Source organism: Micromonospora sp. WMMA1363 (genome assembly GCF_030345795.1).
Taxonomy (GTDB): Bacteria; Actinomycetota; Actinomycetes; order Mycobacteriales; family Micromonosporaceae; genus Micromonospora.
Genome location: NZ_JAUALB010000001.1, coordinates 5835878 through 5852544, shown reverse-complemented (window position 1 = coordinate 5852544; position 16667 = coordinate 5835878). Strand labels below are relative to the sequence as shown.

The following is a 16667-nucleotide window of genomic DNA, read 5'->3' as shown; positions in this document are numbered from 1 at the left end:
TGGAGGTCGCGACGACACCGGCGGAGGCCGCTTCGGCCAGCCCTCCGCCGGCGGGGCCGGTCACCGTTGGTCCCCGCCCTGAGGCAGCTCGTCGGCCTCCGCGGTGTCGTCCTCGGCCTCGTCGTCCAGCCGGTACGGCTGGGCGTCGCCCGCGTACTCGGCCCGGGCGGCGATCCGCTGCACCTCGGCGTCCGCGTGGCGGGCCTGGGCCAGCAGGTCGTCGATGTGCTTGACCTGGTCCTGCACGTCGTCGAGGACGAAGGTCAGCGTCGGCGAGTGCCGCAACCCGAGGGCCTTGCCCACCGTGCTGCGCAGCATGCCCTTGGCGCTCTCCAGGGCCGCGGCCGTGCCCGACTGGGCGGCAGCGTCACCGAGCACCGTGTAGAAGACCGTGGCGTCCCGCAGGTCGGCGGTGATCCGGGCGTCGGTGATGGTGATCATGCCGAGTCGGGGATCCTTGATCTGGCTGCGCACCACCGACGCGACCAGTTCACGCACCCGCTCCGCGTGCCGGCGTACCTTGGCCGGATCCGACATCTCGCCACCTCCACGGCGTCCCGCTCCCGACCGCCGCCGGGAGACGCGGAACGTCACCCGGCCCGGCCGGCCAACACCTCGAACACTACCCGCGCCGCCGGCACTGCCGTGCGCCGCCGGCACTGGCCGGGCAAACGCACGATCAGTCGTCCGCGCCGTGCAGGCGCCGGCGCGCCGACAGCACTTCGACCTCCGGCCGGCCGGCCACGAGGCGTTCGCACGAATCCAGTACGTCGCGCACGTGCGCGGCCTCGGCGGCCACCACGGCCACGCCGATCTCCGCCCGACCGTACAGGTCGAGCGCCCCCACCTCGGCGGCCGACACCTCGAAGCGGCGCAGCGCCGCCACGATCGGCCGCACGTAGGAGCGCTTGGCCTTGAGTGACCGGGAGTCGCCCGGCAACAGCAGATCGAAAACCACGGTTCCGGTGAACATCGTCCCGGACGATACCCGGACACACCCCCACATGATCAAGGGGTTTACACCTGTCGGCGTAAACCCCTTGATCATGTGTCTCAGCGGGTCAGGCGCGCGCCTTCTCCCGCATCTCGAAGGTCTCGATCACGTCGCCGACCTGGACGTTGTTGTAACCACCCAGGGTCAGACCGCACTCGAAGCCCTCGCGCACCTCGGTCGCGTCGTCCTTGAACCGCTTGAGCGAGCTGATGGTGAGATTGTCCGCCACCACCGCGCCGTCGCGCAGCAGCCGCGCCTTGGCGTTGCGCCGGATGAGGCCCGACCGGACGATACATCCGGAGATGTTGCCGATCTTGGACGAGCGGAAGACCTCGCGGACCTCCGCGGCGCCCAGCTCGACCTCCTCGTACTCGGGCTTGAGCAGGCCCTTGAGCGCCGCCTCGATCTCCTCGATGGCCTGGTAGATGACGGTGTAGTACCGGATCTCCACGCCCTCGCGGTCGGCCATTTCACGGACCTTGTTGGCGGCCCGCACGTTGAAGCCGATGATCGTGACCGCCTCGGACGAGGCGCTCGCGAGCATGACGTCGCTCTCGGTGATCGCACCAACACCCCGGTGGATGATCCTGAGCTGAACCTCCTCGGGGATGTCGAGGTTGAACAGGGCATCCTCGAGGGCCTCCACAGAACCGGAGACGTCGCCCTTGAGCACCAGGTTGAGCGACGTCTTCTCGCCCTCCTTGAGCTGCTCCATGAGCGTCTCGAGGGTGGCCCGGCCACGGGAGTTGGCGAACGCCGCCGCCCGCCGCCGCGCCTGCCGCTGCTCGGCGATCTGCCGCACCGTACGATCGTCGGCCGCGGCGAGGAAGGTGTCGCCCGCGCCCGGCACCGCGGTCAGACCGAGCACCAGGACCGGCCGGGCCGGACCCGCCTCGGCAACCTGGTTGCCGTTGTCGTCGAGCATCGCCCGGACTCGACCGTGCGCCCCACCGGCGACGATCGAGTCCCCGGCCCGCAGGGTGCCCTTCTGCACCAGCACCGTGGCGACCGCGCCCCGCCCCTTGTCCAGGTGCGCCTCGATCGCCACACCCTGCGCCGGCCCGTCGGTCGGAGCGGTCAGCTCCAGCGACGCGTCGGCGGTCAGCAGGACGGCCTCGAGCAGGTCCTCGATACCGATGCCGGGCTTGGCCGCCACGTTGACGAACATGGTGTCGCCGCCGTATTCCTCGGCGACCAGGCCGTACTCGGTCAGCTGCTGACGGACCTTGTCCGGGTTCGCCTCCGGCTTGTCGACCTTGTTGACCGCGACCACGATCGGCACGTCCGCCGCCTTGGCGTGGTTGAGCGCCTCGATCGTCTGCGGCATCACACCGTCGTCGGCCGCGACCACCAGGATCACGATGTCGGTGACCTGAGCACCACGGGCCCGCATGGCGGTGAACGCCTCGTGACCCGGGGTGTCGATGAAGGTGATCGCCCGGTCCTCGCCCTCATGCGGGACATGGACCTGGTACGCGCCGATGTGCTGGGTGATGCCACCCGCCTCACCAGCCACCACGTTCGCCTTGCGAATCGCGTCGAGCAGCTTGGTCTTACCGTGGTCGACGTGACCCATGACGGTCACCACCGGCGGCCGGCTGACCAGCCGGTCCTCCGCCACCTCGGCGTCGAGGTCGATGTTGAACTGCGCGAGCAGCTCGCGGTCCTCGTCCTCCGGGCTGACGATCTGGACGTTGAAGCCCAGGTGCTCACCGAGCAGCAGCAAGGTGTCGTCGGAGCAGGACTGGGTCGCGGTCACCATCTCGCCCAGGTTGAACATCTCCTGGACCAGCGAACCCGGGTTAGCGTTGATCTTGTCGGCGAAGTCCGACAGCGAGGCGCCACGGGACAGTCTGACGACCTGACCCTGACCCCGAGGCGCGCCCGAGGACATGGTCGGGGCCGACAGGTTGTCGAACTCCTGTCTGCGCTGCTTCTTGGACTTCCGACCACGGGTCGGCTTACCGCCCGGACGCCCGAAGGCACCCGCCGCGCCGCCGCCGCGGCCACGGCCACCGCCGCCCGGGCGACCGCCACCACCGGCCGGAGCACCCGGCCGGAAGCCGCCGCCACCGCCACCGCCACCGGGGCCGCCGCGGTATCCACCGCCGCCACCGCCACCGGGGCCGCCGCGGTATCCACCGCCGCCACCGCCACCGCGGTATCCACCGCCGCCACCACCGCCGGGACGGCCAGCACCCGCGCCGGGACGGCCGGCGCCGGGACCACCCGGACGACCCGGCCGCTGGCTGGGCATGGACGCCGGGCTCGGCCGCGGCGGCATCGACGCCGGACTCGGCCGCGGCGGCATGGACGCCGGGCTCGGCCGCGGACCGGCCGCACCGGCGGCCGGCGGGCGCTGCTGCTGACCGCCCTGGATGCCGAACGGGTTGTTACCGGCACCACGCGCCGGCGGGCGGCCACCGGGCCGGCCACCGGGGCCGGGAGTGGGACCGCCGGTACGCCCGGCGGCCGGGGAGCCCGGCCGGGGCGGCATGGCGCCGGGGCCGGGACGGGGGCCGGGACGCGGACCGCCCCCGCCCGGCGGCTCTCGCCGCACGTTCTCCCGCTGCTGCTGCCGGGCAGCCTGCGCCGCCTTTACCGCGGCTTCCTGCTCGGCCTTCAGGGCGGCGGCGCGCGCCTCGGCGGCCGCCACCTCGATGTCGTGGGCACTCGCCGGCTTCACGACCGGCGACGCCGGCGGCGGGCCCGGCACCGGGGCCTTGGGCTTCGGTCCAGGGGTCGGCGTACCCAGCCGCCGGGGCGGCATCGGCTTGGCCGAGACGCGGGGCGCGCCCGGAGTCGGCGATGGGGTCGGCGATGGGGTCGGGGTCGGGGTCGGCGCCGAGACGGCGGTCGCCGGCGGGGCGGCCGGCGCCGGAGAACCGGCGTTGTTGACGAACGCGTTACGCAGCCGTCGGGCGACCGGCGCCTCGACGGTGCTGGACGCGGACTTCACGAACTCGCCCATCTCCTTGAGCTTGGCGAGAACGGTCTTGCTTTCGACCCCGAGCTCCTTGGCGAGCTCGTGTACGCGGGCCTTTCCTGCCACTGCACTCCTCACTCCGAGGTCGTGCGGGCAGCACCCGCAGCGACCTCACTCGTGCACTTGAAGCCTGGTCATTTCTGCGACTTCATCGTGTGCTCATGTCGGTCGTCCTACCTTGCTAGCGACCCGCGCCCGGTCGGGTTGACCGGACGTCGTGGTTGGCGCATCGAGATACTCCGCAAGATCACCGTGGTCAAGGACCTCGGTGATGCGCAGTGCCCGCCCGAAGGCGCGGCGCCGCACCGCCTGCGCGAAGCAGGCCGGATCCGGGTGCATGTTCGCCCCCCGACCCGGCATTCCGCGGGCCGGATCGGGTCGGAGGCTGTGACCAGCCTCGTCACCGATCGCGACGATCCGCAGTAGCTCACCGGCCGGCGCACGCCTCCGGCATCCCACACAGGTGCGTTCCGGTTGCGCGCGTCGTGCCACCGGAGAAAGTCTACCCCTAGCTTCCGGAGATCGCGCCGCCCGGCTCCGGGACTTGATCCGCTCCGCCACGCCCGACCACCCCGGCCTGCTCGGCGTCCGAGCGGATGTCGATTCGCCAACCGGTCAACCGGGCGGCAAGCCGGGCGTTCTGCCCCTCGCGGCCAATGGCGAGCGAGAGCTGGAAATCCGGCACGGTCACCCGCGCCGTGCGGGCCGCCAGGTCGACCACGTCCACCCGCAGCGCCTTGGCCGGCGAGAGCGCGTTGCCGACGAAGGTCGCCGGGTCCTCCGACCAGTCGATAATGTCGATCTTCTCACCGTGCAGCTCGCTCATCACGGCCCGCACCCGCTGCCCCATCGGCCCGATGCAGGCTCCCTTGGCGTTCACGCCGGACGCGGTCGAACGGACCGCGATCTTCGTACGGTGACCCGCCTCACGCGCGATCGCGCCGATCTCGACCGTGCCGTCGGCGATCTCCGGCACCTCCAGGGCGAACAACTTCTTCACCAGCGCCGGATGCGATCGGGACAGCGTGATCTGCGGGCCGCGCATTCCCTTCGCCACGTGCACCACGACGCAGCGGATCCGCTCGCCGTGCGCGTACCGCTCTCCGGGCACCTGCTCCGACTGGGGCAGCACGCCCTCCAGCTTGCCCAGGTCGACGCTGACGATGCCCTTCTCGGCGCGCGCCTCGTGTGCCTGCACCACGCCGGTGACCAGGTCGCCGTCACGGCCCACGTACTCACCGAAGTGCGCCTCGTCGGTGGCCTCCCGCAGCCGCTGGAGGATCACCTGCTTGGCGGTCATCGCCGCGATCCGGCCGAAGTCGTGCGGGGTGTCGTCCCACTCCCGCACCACGCCGCCGTCGGCGTCCACCTCCTGCGCGTACACCAGGGCCGCGCCGGATCTGCGGTCGATCTCCACCCGCGCGTGCGGCTCGGCACCCTCGGTGTGCCGGTACGCCGTCAGTAGCGCGGTCTCGATCGCCGCGAGGATCGTGTCGAACGGGATCTCCCGCTCGCGCTCCAGTGCGCGCAGCGCCGCGAGGTCGATGTTCACCTCTCCTCGTCCTCCACATCGTCGTCGTCGAAGTCGTCGAAGTCGTCGGGGTCCTGGCCGGCGTCGCCGGCCTCGTCGATGCTGTCGATTTCGTCGAGGCGGGTGAACTCGACCTGCACCCGGCCCGGGCCCAGGTCGGCGTACGCCCACTCCGCGCGGCCGGCGGCGGACTCCAGCACCAACCGCTCGTCGTCGGCCTCGACGATCCGGCCGGTGACCTGCCGGTCTCCGCCGGACTCGCCACCACGCACGGTCACCCGGACCAGCCGGCCGGAGTTGCGCCGCCAGTGCCGCGGCAGGGTGAGCGGGCGGTCCACGCCCGGCGAGCTGACCTCGAGCTGGTACTCCCCGGCCACGATGTCCCCGCCCGCCTCTTCGGCGACGTCCAGGGCGGCGGAGACGGCCCTGGAGACCTCGGCGACGGCGTCCAGGCTGATCCCACCGTCGGCGTCCACGATCACCCGCACGACGTGCCGGCGGCCGGCCCGGGACACGGTGAGATCCTCCAGGTCGTATCCGGCAGCGGTGACCACCGGCTCGACGACCTCCCGCAGCCGGGCGCGCCGTGCGGCGAGGTCGGCGCCACGGGGGACGCGGTCGGCGCCCCGCGGGCCGGCGGTGCGCCGCGGTCGTCCCGTCGGCCCCGCCGGCCGGGTGGCACGGCCACGCTGGGTCATCTGGCGCCCCTTCTGCTGGTCGACGGCACCCGGTCCGGTCGCCACGACGTTACGCCACCGGGGCGGACGCGCCGGTGGTTGCGCAGAGCGTAACGCGCCGCCCGCCCTGCGGCCCGGTCGGCGCACCGACGCCCGTGGTCACACCGCCGGCCGGGATGGTGTTGACTTGTCCGGTGACGACGGGCAGAACACCAGAGCACGGCCGGACAACCGGGCATTCCCGGCGAAAGGTGATCCAAGCCGGCGTCCTGCTGACGCTCAGCGGTGCCATGGCACCGCTCGCCGGCTGTGATCCATTCGACCGCGACGAGGAGCCGGCACCAGATCCGCTCGCGCCGCTGGTCAACGAGGCGTTCGCGCTCGCCGCGGCGTACCGCGACGCCGCCGCCGCACACCCCACGCTGGCCGGCCAGCTGACTCCGATCGCCGAGGCACACGCCGCGCACGGGGCGGAGCTGGCCCGCGTCGCCCGAATGGCCGCACCGTCGCCCACCGGCTCCCCGAGCGCCACCCCGACGGGCAACCCGGACACGGCACTCACCACACTGCGGGAACGCGAGACGGCGGCCCGGGACACAGCCGTTCGGGCCTGCGTGGCGGCACCGGCCGAGCGGGCTGCGCTGCTCGCGTCCATCGTCGCCGCCCGGGCCACCCACCTGGAGGCACTCCGGTGACCGCGCCGACCCCCACCACGAGCCCAGCCGCCGCGCTCCGTGCGGCGCTCACCGCCGAGTACGCCGCCAGCTGGGCCTACGGCCCGATCGGGGTACGCCTCACCGACGCCGCTCGCAAGGCCGCACGCGACGCCGAGGCGGCGCACCGGCGGCGGCGCGATGAACTCGTCCTGAAGCTCAGCACCGACGGCGACGGTGTCCCACCCGACCAGGCCGGCTACGCCCTACCGTTCCCGGTCACCGACAGCGCGAGCGCGCTCCGGCTCGCCGTCGAGGTGGAGGAACGGACCGGTGCGTTCTGGCGGGCCGCCGTGACGGACACCACCGGCGCCGACCGGGAACGGGCGCTCGCCGCACTGGTCGACTGCGCCGTACGCGCCACCCGGTGGCGACGGGCCGCCGGGATCACGCCGCTGACCGTGCCGTTCCCGGGGCGGCCCGGCTGAACCGGGGCGCCCCACAGACCCAGCGGGCCGCCACCAGTCGGCCCCCCAGGAGCTGACCCGGCTCGAGGACGCCAGCGACCCGACCGAGGATCTGCCCTGGCGCCTGGTCCTGGACGCGATGCTCTGCCAGGCCGAGGCCGAGGCCGAGATCCGCTGGCTGGACCACTGCGGGAGCAGCCTGGTGCGGCACCGGCTGGCGGGACCGGTGGCCGGGGGCACGGCAGCGGGCCCGACCGCCGGGCACGCCTACCGGGAGTCAGCGGCAGGCCGAGGAGCTGGCAGCCCGGCGACGGGCTCCTCGCCGGCCGAGGCGTCACGGCTCCTCGCCGGCCGAGGCGTCACGGGCCCTTACCCGCCACCCTGAATGCCGATGAGGGCGCCGATGGCGTACGTCGCGACGGCGGCCAGCACGCCGAGCAGCAGCTGGCGCAGTCCGCTGGACCACCAGGGCCGGCTGGTGAACCGAGCGACGACCGCACCGGCCAGGAAGAGCCCGAGACCGCCCACCCCCAGGGCCAGCCAGAGGCTGGTGAGGCCGAGCAGGTAGGGCAGCAGCGGTACCAGGGCACCGACCGAGAAGAACAGGAACGACGAGACGGCGGCGACCCACGGGCTGGGCTGGTCGTCCGGGTCGACGCCCAGTTCCTCCCGGACGTGCACCCGCAGCGCCTCCTCGGGGTTGCGGCGCACCGCCTCGGCGACCTGCGTCGCGAGATCCCGGGGCAGGCCGCGCGCGACCCACGCGTCGGCGAGTTCCCGCGCCTCGGCCTCGGGGTGCCGCTCCAACTCCCGCCGCTCCTTGGCGACCTCGGCGGTCACCTGCTCGTTCGCCGACCGGACGCTGGTGTACTCGCCCAGCCCCATCGAGATGGCGCCGGCCACCAGGCCAGCGGTCCCGGCGAGCACGACGGTACGCGGCGACACCCCACCGCCGCCGACGCCCGCGATCAGGGCGATGTTGGTGACCAGGCCGTCCATCGCACCGAAGACCGCCGGCCGAAGCCGGCCACCGGACACGTCCGCGTGGTGCGCCTCGCGCAGCGCCGCCGGGGTGTCGGTCACGGCAGCGTCAGGATCTCGTTGCCGTCCTCGGTGACGACGATCGTGTGCTCGAACTGGGCGGTCCACTTCCGGTCCTTGGTCACCACCGTCCACCCGTCGTCCCACATGTCGTACTGGTAGGTGCCGAGGGTGATCATCGGCTCGATGGTGAAGGTCATCCCCGGCTCCATCACGTCCGTGGGGCGCGGGCTGTCGTAGTGCGGCACGTAGAGCCCGCTGTGGAAGGACTCCCCGATGCCGTGGCCGGTGAAGTCGCGCACCACGCCGTAGCCGAAGCGCTTCGCGTACGACTCGATGACCCGGCCGATCACGTTGATCTGCCGGCCCGGAGCGACGGCGCGGATACCGCGCATCATCGCCTCGTGGGTGCGCTCGACCAGCAGCCGGGCCTCCTCGCCCACCTCGCCCACGCAGAACGTCGCGTCGGTGTCGCCGTGCACCCCGTCGAGGTAGGCGGTCACGTCGACGTTGACGATGTCGCCGTCCTGGAGCACCGTCGAGTCGGGTATGCCGTGGCAGATCACCTCGTTGATGCTGGTGCAACAGGACTTGGGAAACCCCTTGTAGCCGAGCGTCGACGGGTAGGCGTCGTGGTCGCAGAGAAACTCGTGCACCACCTTGTCGATCTCGTCGGTGGTCACGCCCGGCTTGCAGTGTTCGCCCGCGAGTTGGGTGGCCTGCGCCGCCAGCCGCCCGGCCAGCCGCATCTTCTCGATGGTCTCCGGGGTCTGCACGTGGGAGCCACGCCACTCCTGCGGTCGCTTCTTCCCCACGTACTCGGGTCGGGGGATGTGGGCGGGCACGGGCCGCCACGGGGAGAGCGTGCCTGGGGTCAGCGGCGCACGGACGGTCATGACGCAAGCCTATCGCCGCGCCACCCGGTGACTCCCGCCACCGCCCGCCGCAACCGCCGCACCGCCGCAACCGCCCGGGCCATCCGGCCACCGTCGTGGCCCGGCCCGCCCGAGGTCCCACGCCCCACACGGGTCTCGGGTGGGCACGGACCGGGCCGAGCCGGGCCATCCGCTCGGTCCGGGGTCAGCGCACCGGCGCCACGTTCGCGATGCCTCCGGCTCGGCGGCCGAGTCACAGCGGCGTCACGTACGCGCCGGTGATCCCACCATCGACGACGAACTGCGCGGCGGTCATGAACGAGGCGTCGTCGCTGGCCAGGAAGGCCACCGCGGCGGCGATCTCCTCCGGGGCCCCGAACCGGCCCATCGGCACGTGCACCAGTCGTCGGGCGGCTCGCTCCGGATCGGCGGCGAACAGCTCCAGCAGCAGTGGGGTGGCCACCGGACCGGGGCAGAGGGCATTGACCCGGATCCCCTCCCGGGCGAACTGCACCCCCAGTTCCCGGGTCATCGCCAGCACCCCGCCCTTGCTGGCGGTGTACGCGATCTGCGAGGTGGCCGCCCCCATCAGCGCGACGAACGAGGCGGTGTTGATGATCGACCCCTTGCCCTGCCGGCGCATGTGCGGGATCACGTGCTTGCAGCACAGGTAGACGCTTGTCGTGTTGACCCGCAGCACCCGCTCCCAGGCGTCCAGCCCGGTCGCCAGAATGGAATCGTCGTCCGGCGGGGAGATGCCGGCGTTGTTGAACGCCACGTCCACCCGTCCGTGCCGCTCGACCACGCCGGCGAAGAGATCCCGGACCGCCGGCTCGTCGGCGACGTCGGCTGCGACGAACTCCCCACCGACCTCGACCGCGGCCCGGTTGCCCGCCTGGGCGTCGATGTCCACGCACACCACCCGGGCCCCCTCGGCGGCGAACCGCCGCACGGTGGCCCGCCCGATCCCACTACCCGCTCCGGTCACCACCGCCACCCGGCCGGTCAACCGTCCCCGCACGGCATCACCCTTCCGTCGCGATGAACACGTTCTTGACGTCGGTGAAGGCGTGCAGCGCGTCCGGACCGAGCTCCCGGCCCAGGCCGGAGCGTTTCATCCCGCCGAACGGCGTCCAGTAACGCACCGAGGAGTGCGAGTTGACGCTGAGGTTGCCCGCCTCGACCGCCCGCGCCATCCGCACCGCCCGCCCCACGTCGCGGGTCCAGATCGAGCCGGAAAGCCCGTACTCGGTGTCGTTGGCGAGCCGTACCGCCTCGGCCTCGTCGTCGAACGGCAGCACCGACACCACCGGGCCGAAGATCTCATCCCGCCAGTGTCGGTCCGCCGGCGAGTCGGCGAGCAACACCGTCGGGGGATACCAGGAGCCGGGACCGTCCGGGCACGAGCCGGTGAAGGCGACCGTGGCCCCGTCGACGTACCCGGCCACCCGGTCCCGTTGCCCGGCGGAGATCAGCGGGCCCATCTCGGCGGTCTCGGCGACCGGGTCCTGCACCCGCAGCCCGCGCACGGCCGGTTCGAGCAGCTCCAGGAACCGGTCGTACACCGGGCGCTGGACCAGGATCCGGGACCGGGCGCAGCAGTCCTGGCCGGCGTTGTCGAAGACCGCGTACGGGGCGGTGGCCGCGGCGCGGTGCAGGTCGGCGTCGGCGAAGACCAGGTTGGCGGACTTCCCGCCCAGTTCCAGCGTCAGCCGCTTCACCTGTGCGGCGCAGCCGGCCATGATCCGGGGTGCCGACCTCGGTGGAACCGGTGAAGCAGATCTTGCGTACCGCCGGGTGGCTGACGAACCGCTCCCCCACGACCGAACCCGCCCCGGGCAGCACGGTGAACACACCTTCGGGCAGACCCGCCGCACGCCCCAGCTCGGCCAGGCGCAGCGCGGTGAGCGGGGTCAGCTCGGCGGGCTTGAGCACCACCGTGTTGCCGGCGGCGAGGGCGGGGGCGAAGCCCCAGGCAGCGATCGGCATGGGAAAGTTCCACGGAACGATCACCCCGACCACGCCGAGCGGCTCGTGGCAGGTCACATCGAGGCCACCGGGCACCGGGATCTGCCGTCCGGTCAGCCGCTCCGGCGCGCCCGCGTAGTAGTCGAGCACGTCGCGGACGTTGCCAGCCTCCCAGCGGGCGTTGCCGATGGTGTGCCCGGCGTTGCGCACCTCCAGCAGCGCCAGTTCCGCCACGTGCTCGTCGACGAGGACCGCGAACCGCCGCAGCAGCCGCGCCCGCTCGCCCGGCGCGAGATCGCGCCAGGCCCCGTAGGCGGCGGCGGCCCGCCCGATCGCCGCATCCGTCTCCTCCCGCGAGGTGCCCGCCACCGTGGCGATCCGCTCCCCGGTGGCCGGGTTCCACACCTGGCTCGTCCCCGGCGGGTCAGAGACGTTCGAAACCACGGAAGAGCTCCCAGTCCGTCACGGCGGTGTCGAAGGCAGCCAGCTCGACCCGTGCCTGGTTGGCGTAGTGGGCGACGACCTCGTCGCCGAAGGCGTCCCTGGCCACCGTCGAGTCGCGCCACAGGTCCAGGGCCTGGCGCAGGGTGCCGGGCACCCGCTCAGCCCGCGCGTCGTCGTACGCGTTGCCGGTGCACTCCGCGCCCAGCTGCAGTTCCTGGTCCAGACCGTGCACCGCGCCGGCCACCAGCGCGGCGATCGCCAGGTACGGGTTGACGTCCGCGCCGGGCACCCGGTTCTCCACCCGCATCCCCTCGCCGTGGCCCACCAGCCGCAGCGCACAGGTGCGGTTGTCGGTGCCCCGGCGCACCGTGGTCGGGGCGAAGGACCCCGGCTGGTAGCGCTTGTACGAGTTGACGTTGGGGGCGAAGAGCAGGCTGAATTCCCGCATCGTGGCGAGCAGCCCGGCCACCACCCGCTGCCCGGTGGGCGACAGGTGCGCCGGCCCGTCGCCCGGCATCGCCGACCGCCGCTCACTGTCCCGCACCGAGAAGTGGATGTGACACGAGTTGCCCTCCCGCGGGTTGGGCTTGGCCATAAAGGTGATCGACATGCCCTCCTGGGCGGCGATCTCCTTGGCGCCGTTCTTGTAGATCACGTGGTGGTCGGCGCAGGACACCGCCTCGTCGTACCGGAAAGCGATCTCGTGCTGACCGAGGTTGCACTCGCCCTTGGCGCTCTCCGGGGTGAGCCCGGCGCCGGCCATCTCGGTGCGGATCCGCCGCAGCAGCGGCTCCACCCGGGCGGTACCCAACAGCGAGTAGTCCACGTTGTACTGGTTGGCCGGCGTGAGGTCCCGGTAGCCGCGCCGCCACGCCGCCTCGTACGAGTCGCGGTAGAGCACGAATTCCAGTTCGGTGCCCGCGTACGCGGTCAGACCGTGCCCGGCCAGCCGGTCGAGCTGCCGACGCAGGATCTGCCGGGGTGAGGCCACGACCGGCCCGGAGCCGTCCAGCCACTCCAGGTCGGCCAGGACCATCGCCGTGCCCGGCTGCCACGGCACCCGCCGCAGCGTCGTCAGGTCCGGCACCATCGCGAAGTCGCCGTAGCCCCGCTCCCAGCTCGACATTGCGTACCCGTCAACGGTGTTCATGTCGACGTCGACGGCGAGCAGGTAGTTGCAGCCCTCGCTGCCGTGCCCGGCCACCTGCTCCAGGAAGTAGGGCGCGTGGAACCGTTTTCCCTGCAACCGCCCCTGCATGTCGACCAGGGCCAACACGACCGTGTCGATCTCGCCCTCGGCGACGGCGACCCGCAGCTGCTCCAGGGTGAGCGGCGGCTTCCTCATCGGCGGATCCCCATCACCATGGTCTACTGGCAATCGGGACGGCCGTCAATGGCCCCTGCCGCCGGGATCGGCATCGCCGGGCCGGACGCCGGTCGGAGCCCGGCGTCCGGCCCGGGGTCACGGGCGGGAAAGTGTCGCCGGTGGGACCGCGCGCAAATTCCGTTGCCGGTCCGCTGCGCCCGCCGCATCCTTGAGGCTGTGACCAGGCCCGATCGCGACGGGCCACCGTCGGGCGCTCGGACCGCCCGACACCGCGGCGGCGCGGGGCGCGTCACCTCTCTCTCACAGGTACGGCATCCGCCGTGCCCGACACCCGTCCCGCGCCGCCGCCCTCACCTCGCGGGCAGGCCGCTCACCCGGTTTCCTTTCCGGTACCGCGCAGCCGGGCGGTGATCTCCGCCGCCGGCACCGGTGGGCCGAACCAGCGGCCCTGCCCGGTGTCGCAGCGCAACACGCGCAGCCGCTCGGCCTGCACCGGCGTCTCCACCGCCTCGGCGGTCACCCGCAGCTCCAAGGCGTGCGCCAGCCGGACCAGCGCGTCGACGATCCGTTCGTCCCGATGGCCGGTCGCCGGCTCGGGCCCGTCCCCGCGAATTCCCTCCACGAACGGCCCGGCCAGCTTCAGGCAGTGGATCGGCAGCCGGCGCAGATAGGCCAGGTTCGAGTAGCCGGTGCCGAAGTCGTCGATCGCCAACCGCACCCCCAGCCCGGCCAGGCGGTGCAGTGACCTCAGTGGTTCGCCAGCGGTGCCCATCACGGCGCTCTCGGTGAGCTCCAGCTGCAACAGGTCGGCGGGCAACCGGTTGCGCCCCAACGCGTCGGCCACCGTGTCCACGATGGCCGGATCTTCCACCTGCCGGGCGGAGAGGTTGACACTCACCACCAGGCGGACGTCGGGGAACTCGCGCCGCCACGCGTCCGCGTCGCGGCAGGCCTGCCGGAGCACCCACTCGCCGAGCTGGACAATCAGGCCGGTCTCCTCGGCCAGTCCGATGAACCGGTCCGGTCCGATCCGACCCAACTCGGGGTGTTGCCAACGGACGAGCGCCTCGACGGCGAGCATCGAGCCCTTCACCAGGGACACGATCGGCTGGTAGTGCAGCACGAACTCACCCCGGTCCAACGCCGCCGGCAGCCCGGCGACCAGCGCGGAGCGGGCGATGTCCTGCGCGCAGCGCTCCGGGTCCCACATCGCCCACCGGCCGCGGCCGTCCGCCTTGGCCCAGTACAGTGTGGTGTCGGCGGCCTTCATCAGCTCCGACGCGTTGGTCGTACCGACGGGGCACTCCACGACGCCGACGCTGGCCGAGACCATGAGCTCCTGGTCATCGATGCGCACCGGCGCGGCGACGGCGGCCAGGGCGGCCTCGGCGACCGCGACCACGTCCTCGACGTCGTCGACCAGGATCACGAATTCGTCACCACCCATCCGGGCCACCAGGTGTCCCTGACCGGCGACTCCGTCGGCGAGCCGGCGGGCGATCACGGCCAGCAGCTGGTCGCCGAAGTCGTGGCCGTGACTGTCGTTGACCGCCTTGAAACCGTCCAGGTCCAGGAAACAGACGCCGACACGGCGCTCGGCGTCAGCGGTGTCGAAGACCCGGTCGAGGGTCTCGAAGAAGAGAGTCCGGTTGGGCAGGCCGGTGAGCGGGTCGTGCAACGCCTGGAAACGGAACCGCTGCTGGAGCTCGTACCGCTCGGTGATGTCCTCGACCATCGCCACCGTGAACCGGGGGCGGCCGTCGTCGTACCGAATCAGCGAGACCGCCAGGTCGGTCCAGACGACGCTGCCGTCCTTGCGGTAGTAACGCTTCTCGACCCGGGCCGAGTCGCGTTTACCCTCGATCAGTTCCTGGTACAGCTCCCACATCCCGGCGGCGTCGTCGGCGTGGAACAGCGCCGCCACGTTGATCTGCCGCAGCTCCTCCCGGGAGTAGCCGAGCATCTCTTCGAACGCCTGGTTGACGTCGATGACCTGGCCGTCGACGCCGGCGATGCCGATCCCGATCGCCGCCCCGACAAACAGCGCCCGGAACCGTGCCTCGCTGTCCCGCAGCGCCTGCTCCACCTCGTCCCGAGCCTGCCAGGCGGACCGGGCGATCCGCTCCTGCTGGGCGAAGGTGCGGTCCCGCAGCGCCCGGGTGAACCCGGCCGCGAGCGCACCCTGCACCGCGGCGACGCGGTCCGCCGTGCAGTCGTCACCGATCCGGTCGGGCAGCACCTGGGGCAGGAAACGGTCACCGAGGGCCCGCACCGACCAGTCGAGCACGCCCGGCTCGGTCAGGTGCGCCTCGACCAGCGCCCGACCCACCTCCGCGGCCGGGCGGGTCGAGAACGGGTCGGCGAGCAGTGCCTGCGCCAGCCGGACGGTGTGCAGGTGCAGCAGCCGCTCCGTCTCGCCCGCACTCAGCGGCACGAAGCCGAGCCGACGCACGGCGCGAGCCCACTCGTGCGCGTAACCCCGGGCGCCGGCCCGGCTGAGGTCGGGCCCGCCCGGCACCGGGACGGCCGTCACCTCGATCAGCCGGCGGGCCGGTCGTAGCGGGCCACGCCACCGAAGGCACCGAACTGCTCCGGCTTGTCGGTCACGTCGGACGGAACGTCGGGCCGCCACATCGGCATGTGCACGACGCCGGGCTCCAGGATCGTCCAGTCCCCGAAGAAGCGGGTGATCTCGGCACGGGAGCGCAGTGTGATCTCGGTGTCGGTCCGCGCCGACAGGCGCTGGGCGTCGAGCATCTCCTGCGGCTGGTCCTCGTACGTGGAGTGGGAGATCACCAGGTGGCTGCCGGGGACAGCGGCGGCCCGGAGCGTCGCCATGACATCGCCGGGCCGGTCGGCGTCCGGGATGAAGTGCACCACCCCGGCGAGCAGGATGCCCAGTGGCCGGTCGAAGTCGAGCAGGCCGGACGCGCGGGACTCGGCCAGGATCTTCTCCGGCTCCCGCAGGTCGGCATGGATGGCACCGGCCAGGTCGTTACCGACCAGCAGTTCCCGGCTGTGCGCCACCGCGACCGGGTCGATGTCCACGTAGACCACCCGGGCCTTCGGGTTCACGGCCTGGGCGACCTCGTGCACGTTGCCGACGGTCGGGATGCCGGAGCCGATGTCGAGGAACTGGTCGATACCGCCGTCCAGCAGGGTCCGTACGGTGCGACGGAGGAACTCTCGACCCGCGCGCATGGTGGCCGCGAGGTTCGGGGTCATGCTCGCGATCTGCCCAGCGAGCTGCCGGTCGATCTCGAAGTTGTGGGCACCACCGAGGAAGTAGTCGTACACCCGGGCCGCGCTGGGCCGGGAGAGGTCGACCTCGGCGGGAAGTCCGCTCGGCATCTGCACTGTGCTGCACCCCAAGTCGTCGCCGCGGTGCGGGAGGGAACCGGTGCCGGGGCGCGTGCGGACACGCGGAGGCCTACCGGTCGACCCGCGGATCGTGTGGTGCTCACCACTCTAACCCGTGTCTTGGTGGGCTCGGAGCCGCTGGTTGACGACGGCCGATGGGTGACGGTGGCCGATGGGTGACGGTGGCTTCGTAGTGGACGGCGAGTCGTCGGAGCGGAGGGCATGTGGGCAGCGGCATTCCCACCAACGTCGAGCGCCACCCGGGAGTGACATCGACCTCGCGTAGGAACGCAGCACCCACGCACTACCGACGGCGATCTGCACGCCTGACGCGGCTGTCGCCG

The 16667-nt window shown here is 72.4% G+C and carries 14 protein-coding genes and 1 pseudogene; 2 read left to right on the top strand and 13 right to left on the bottom strand.

The genetic code is table 11. The features are described 5' to 3' along the window. Nucleotides 1-60: 60 nt before the first annotated feature. From rbfA to rimP, 6 genes are all read right to left on the bottom strand, one after another. On the bottom strand, nucleotides 61-537 hold the full coding sequence (rbfA, locus tag QTQ03_RS27160; RefSeq protein ID WP_289280503.1) for a 30S ribosome-binding factor RbfA: 477 nt from the start codon (nucleotides 535-537) through the stop codon (nucleotides 61-63). Nucleotides 538-679: 142 nt separating this feature from the next. Then, nucleotides 680-973, bottom strand: a complete 294-nt coding sequence (locus QTQ03_RS27155; RefSeq protein WP_289280502.1) for a DUF503 domain-containing protein — start codon at nucleotides 971-973, stop codon at nucleotides 680-682. Nucleotides 974-1061: 88 nt separating this feature from the next. Beyond that, nucleotides 1062-4046: a translation initiation factor IF-2 gene (infB, locus tag QTQ03_RS27150; protein ID WP_289280501.1), complete on the bottom strand. Its 2985-nt coding sequence runs from the start codon at nucleotides 4044-4046 to the stop codon at nucleotides 1062-1064. A 93-nt stretch (nucleotides 4047-4139) separates the two neighbouring features. Further along, a complete protein-coding gene (locus QTQ03_RS27145; protein ID WP_289280500.1) occupies nucleotides 4140-4472 on the bottom strand; it encodes a YlxR family protein in 333 nt (110 codons plus the stop codon). Nucleotides 4473-4488: 16 nt separating this feature from the next. After that, nucleotides 4489-5532, bottom strand: coding sequence for a transcription termination factor NusA (gene nusA, locus QTQ03_RS27140; RefSeq protein ID WP_289280499.1), 1044 nt, complete (start codon nucleotides 5530-5532; stop codon nucleotides 4489-4491). After that, nucleotides 5529-6209, bottom strand: coding sequence for a ribosome maturation factor RimP (gene rimP, locus QTQ03_RS27135; RefSeq protein WP_289281014.1), 681 nt, complete (start codon nucleotides 6207-6209; stop codon nucleotides 5529-5531). Before rimP ends, nusA begins: the two co-directional genes overlap by 4 nt. A 269-nt stretch (nucleotides 6210-6478) precedes the next feature. Here rimP and QTQ03_RS27130 point away from each other — a divergent pair, with 269 nt between their 5' ends. Together QTQ03_RS27130 and QTQ03_RS27125 are read left to right on the top strand one after the other, a co-directional pair. Next, nucleotides 6479-6883 (top strand): hypothetical protein, encoded by a 405-nt coding sequence (locus QTQ03_RS27130; RefSeq protein WP_353890654.1) that lies wholly within the window; start codon nucleotides 6479-6481, stop codon nucleotides 6881-6883. Then, nucleotides 6880-7329, top strand: a complete 450-nt coding sequence (locus tag QTQ03_RS27125) for a ferritin-like domain-containing protein (RefSeq protein ID WP_289280498.1) — start codon at nucleotides 6880-6882, stop codon at nucleotides 7327-7329. The genes QTQ03_RS27130 and QTQ03_RS27125 overlap by 4 nt, the downstream gene beginning before the upstream one ends. Before the next feature lie 348 nt (nucleotides 7330-7677). On the opposite strand, the gene QTQ03_RS27120 is transcribed toward QTQ03_RS27125, so the two are convergent. The 7 genes and pseudogenes from QTQ03_RS27120 to QTQ03_RS27090 all read right to left on the bottom strand — a co-directional run bounded on the left by QTQ03_RS27120 (nucleotide 7678) and on the right by QTQ03_RS27090 (nucleotide 16320). Continuing rightward, complete coding sequence (locus tag QTQ03_RS27120) at nucleotides 7678-8391, bottom strand: VIT1/CCC1 transporter family protein (RefSeq protein WP_289280497.1); 714 nt, start codon at nucleotides 8389-8391, stop codon at nucleotides 7678-7680. After that, on the bottom strand, nucleotides 8388-9245 hold the full coding sequence (gene map, locus QTQ03_RS27115) for a type I methionyl aminopeptidase (RefSeq protein ID WP_289280496.1): 858 nt from the start codon (nucleotides 9243-9245) through the stop codon (nucleotides 8388-8390). Before map ends, QTQ03_RS27120 begins: the two co-directional genes overlap by 4 nt. A 232-nt stretch (nucleotides 9246-9477) precedes the next feature. Then, nucleotides 9478-10245, bottom strand: a complete 768-nt coding sequence (locus QTQ03_RS27110; protein ID WP_289280495.1) for a 3-oxoacyl-ACP reductase — start codon at nucleotides 10243-10245, stop codon at nucleotides 9478-9480. Nucleotides 10246-10249: 4 nt separating this feature from the next. Next, nucleotides 10250-11597 (bottom strand): annotated as a pseudogene (locus QTQ03_RS27105) (aldehyde dehydrogenase family protein). A 19-nt stretch (nucleotides 11598-11616) separates the two neighbouring features. Beyond that, the gene (locus QTQ03_RS27100) at nucleotides 11617-12981 is read right to left on the bottom strand and encodes a glutamine synthetase family protein (RefSeq protein ID WP_289280494.1); all 1365 of its coding nucleotides are present in this window, start codon (nucleotides 12979-12981) and stop codon (nucleotides 11617-11619) included. Nucleotides 12982-13333: 352 nt separating this feature from the next. After that, nucleotides 13334-15496 (bottom strand): putative bifunctional diguanylate cyclase/phosphodiesterase, encoded by a 2163-nt coding sequence (locus QTQ03_RS27095; RefSeq protein WP_289280493.1) that lies wholly within the window; start codon nucleotides 15494-15496, stop codon nucleotides 13334-13336. Between the two features lie 5 nt (nucleotides 15497-15501). Next, the gene (locus QTQ03_RS27090; protein WP_289280492.1) at nucleotides 15502-16320 is read right to left on the bottom strand and encodes an SAM-dependent methyltransferase; all 819 of its coding nucleotides are present in this window, start codon (nucleotides 16318-16320) and stop codon (nucleotides 15502-15504) included. Nucleotides 16321-16667: the final 347 nt, after the last annotated feature.

Coding starts and splice junctions, on each gene's coding strand:
- map (WP_289280496.1), bottom strand. CDS start 9,245: ATGACCGTCCGTGCGCCGCTGACCCCAGGCACGCTCTCCCCGTGGCGG.
- rimP (WP_289281014.1), bottom strand. CDS start 6,209: ATGACCCAGCGTGGCCGTGCCACCCGGCCGGCGGGGCCGACGGGACGA.
- QTQ03_RS27100 (WP_289280494.1), bottom strand. CDS start 12,981: ATGAGGAAGCCGCCGCTCACCCTGGAGCAGCTGCGGGTCGCCGTCGCC.
- rbfA (WP_289280503.1), bottom strand. CDS start 537: ATGTCGGATCCGGCCAAGGTACGCCGGCACGCGGAGCGGGTGCGTGAA.
- QTQ03_RS27155 (WP_289280502.1), bottom strand. CDS start 973: ATGTTCACCGGAACCGTGGTTTTCGATCTGCTGTTGCCGGGCGACTCC.
- QTQ03_RS27130 (WP_353890654.1), top strand. CDS start 6,479: ATGGCACCGCTCGCCGGCTGTGATCCATTCGACCGCGACGAGGAGCCG.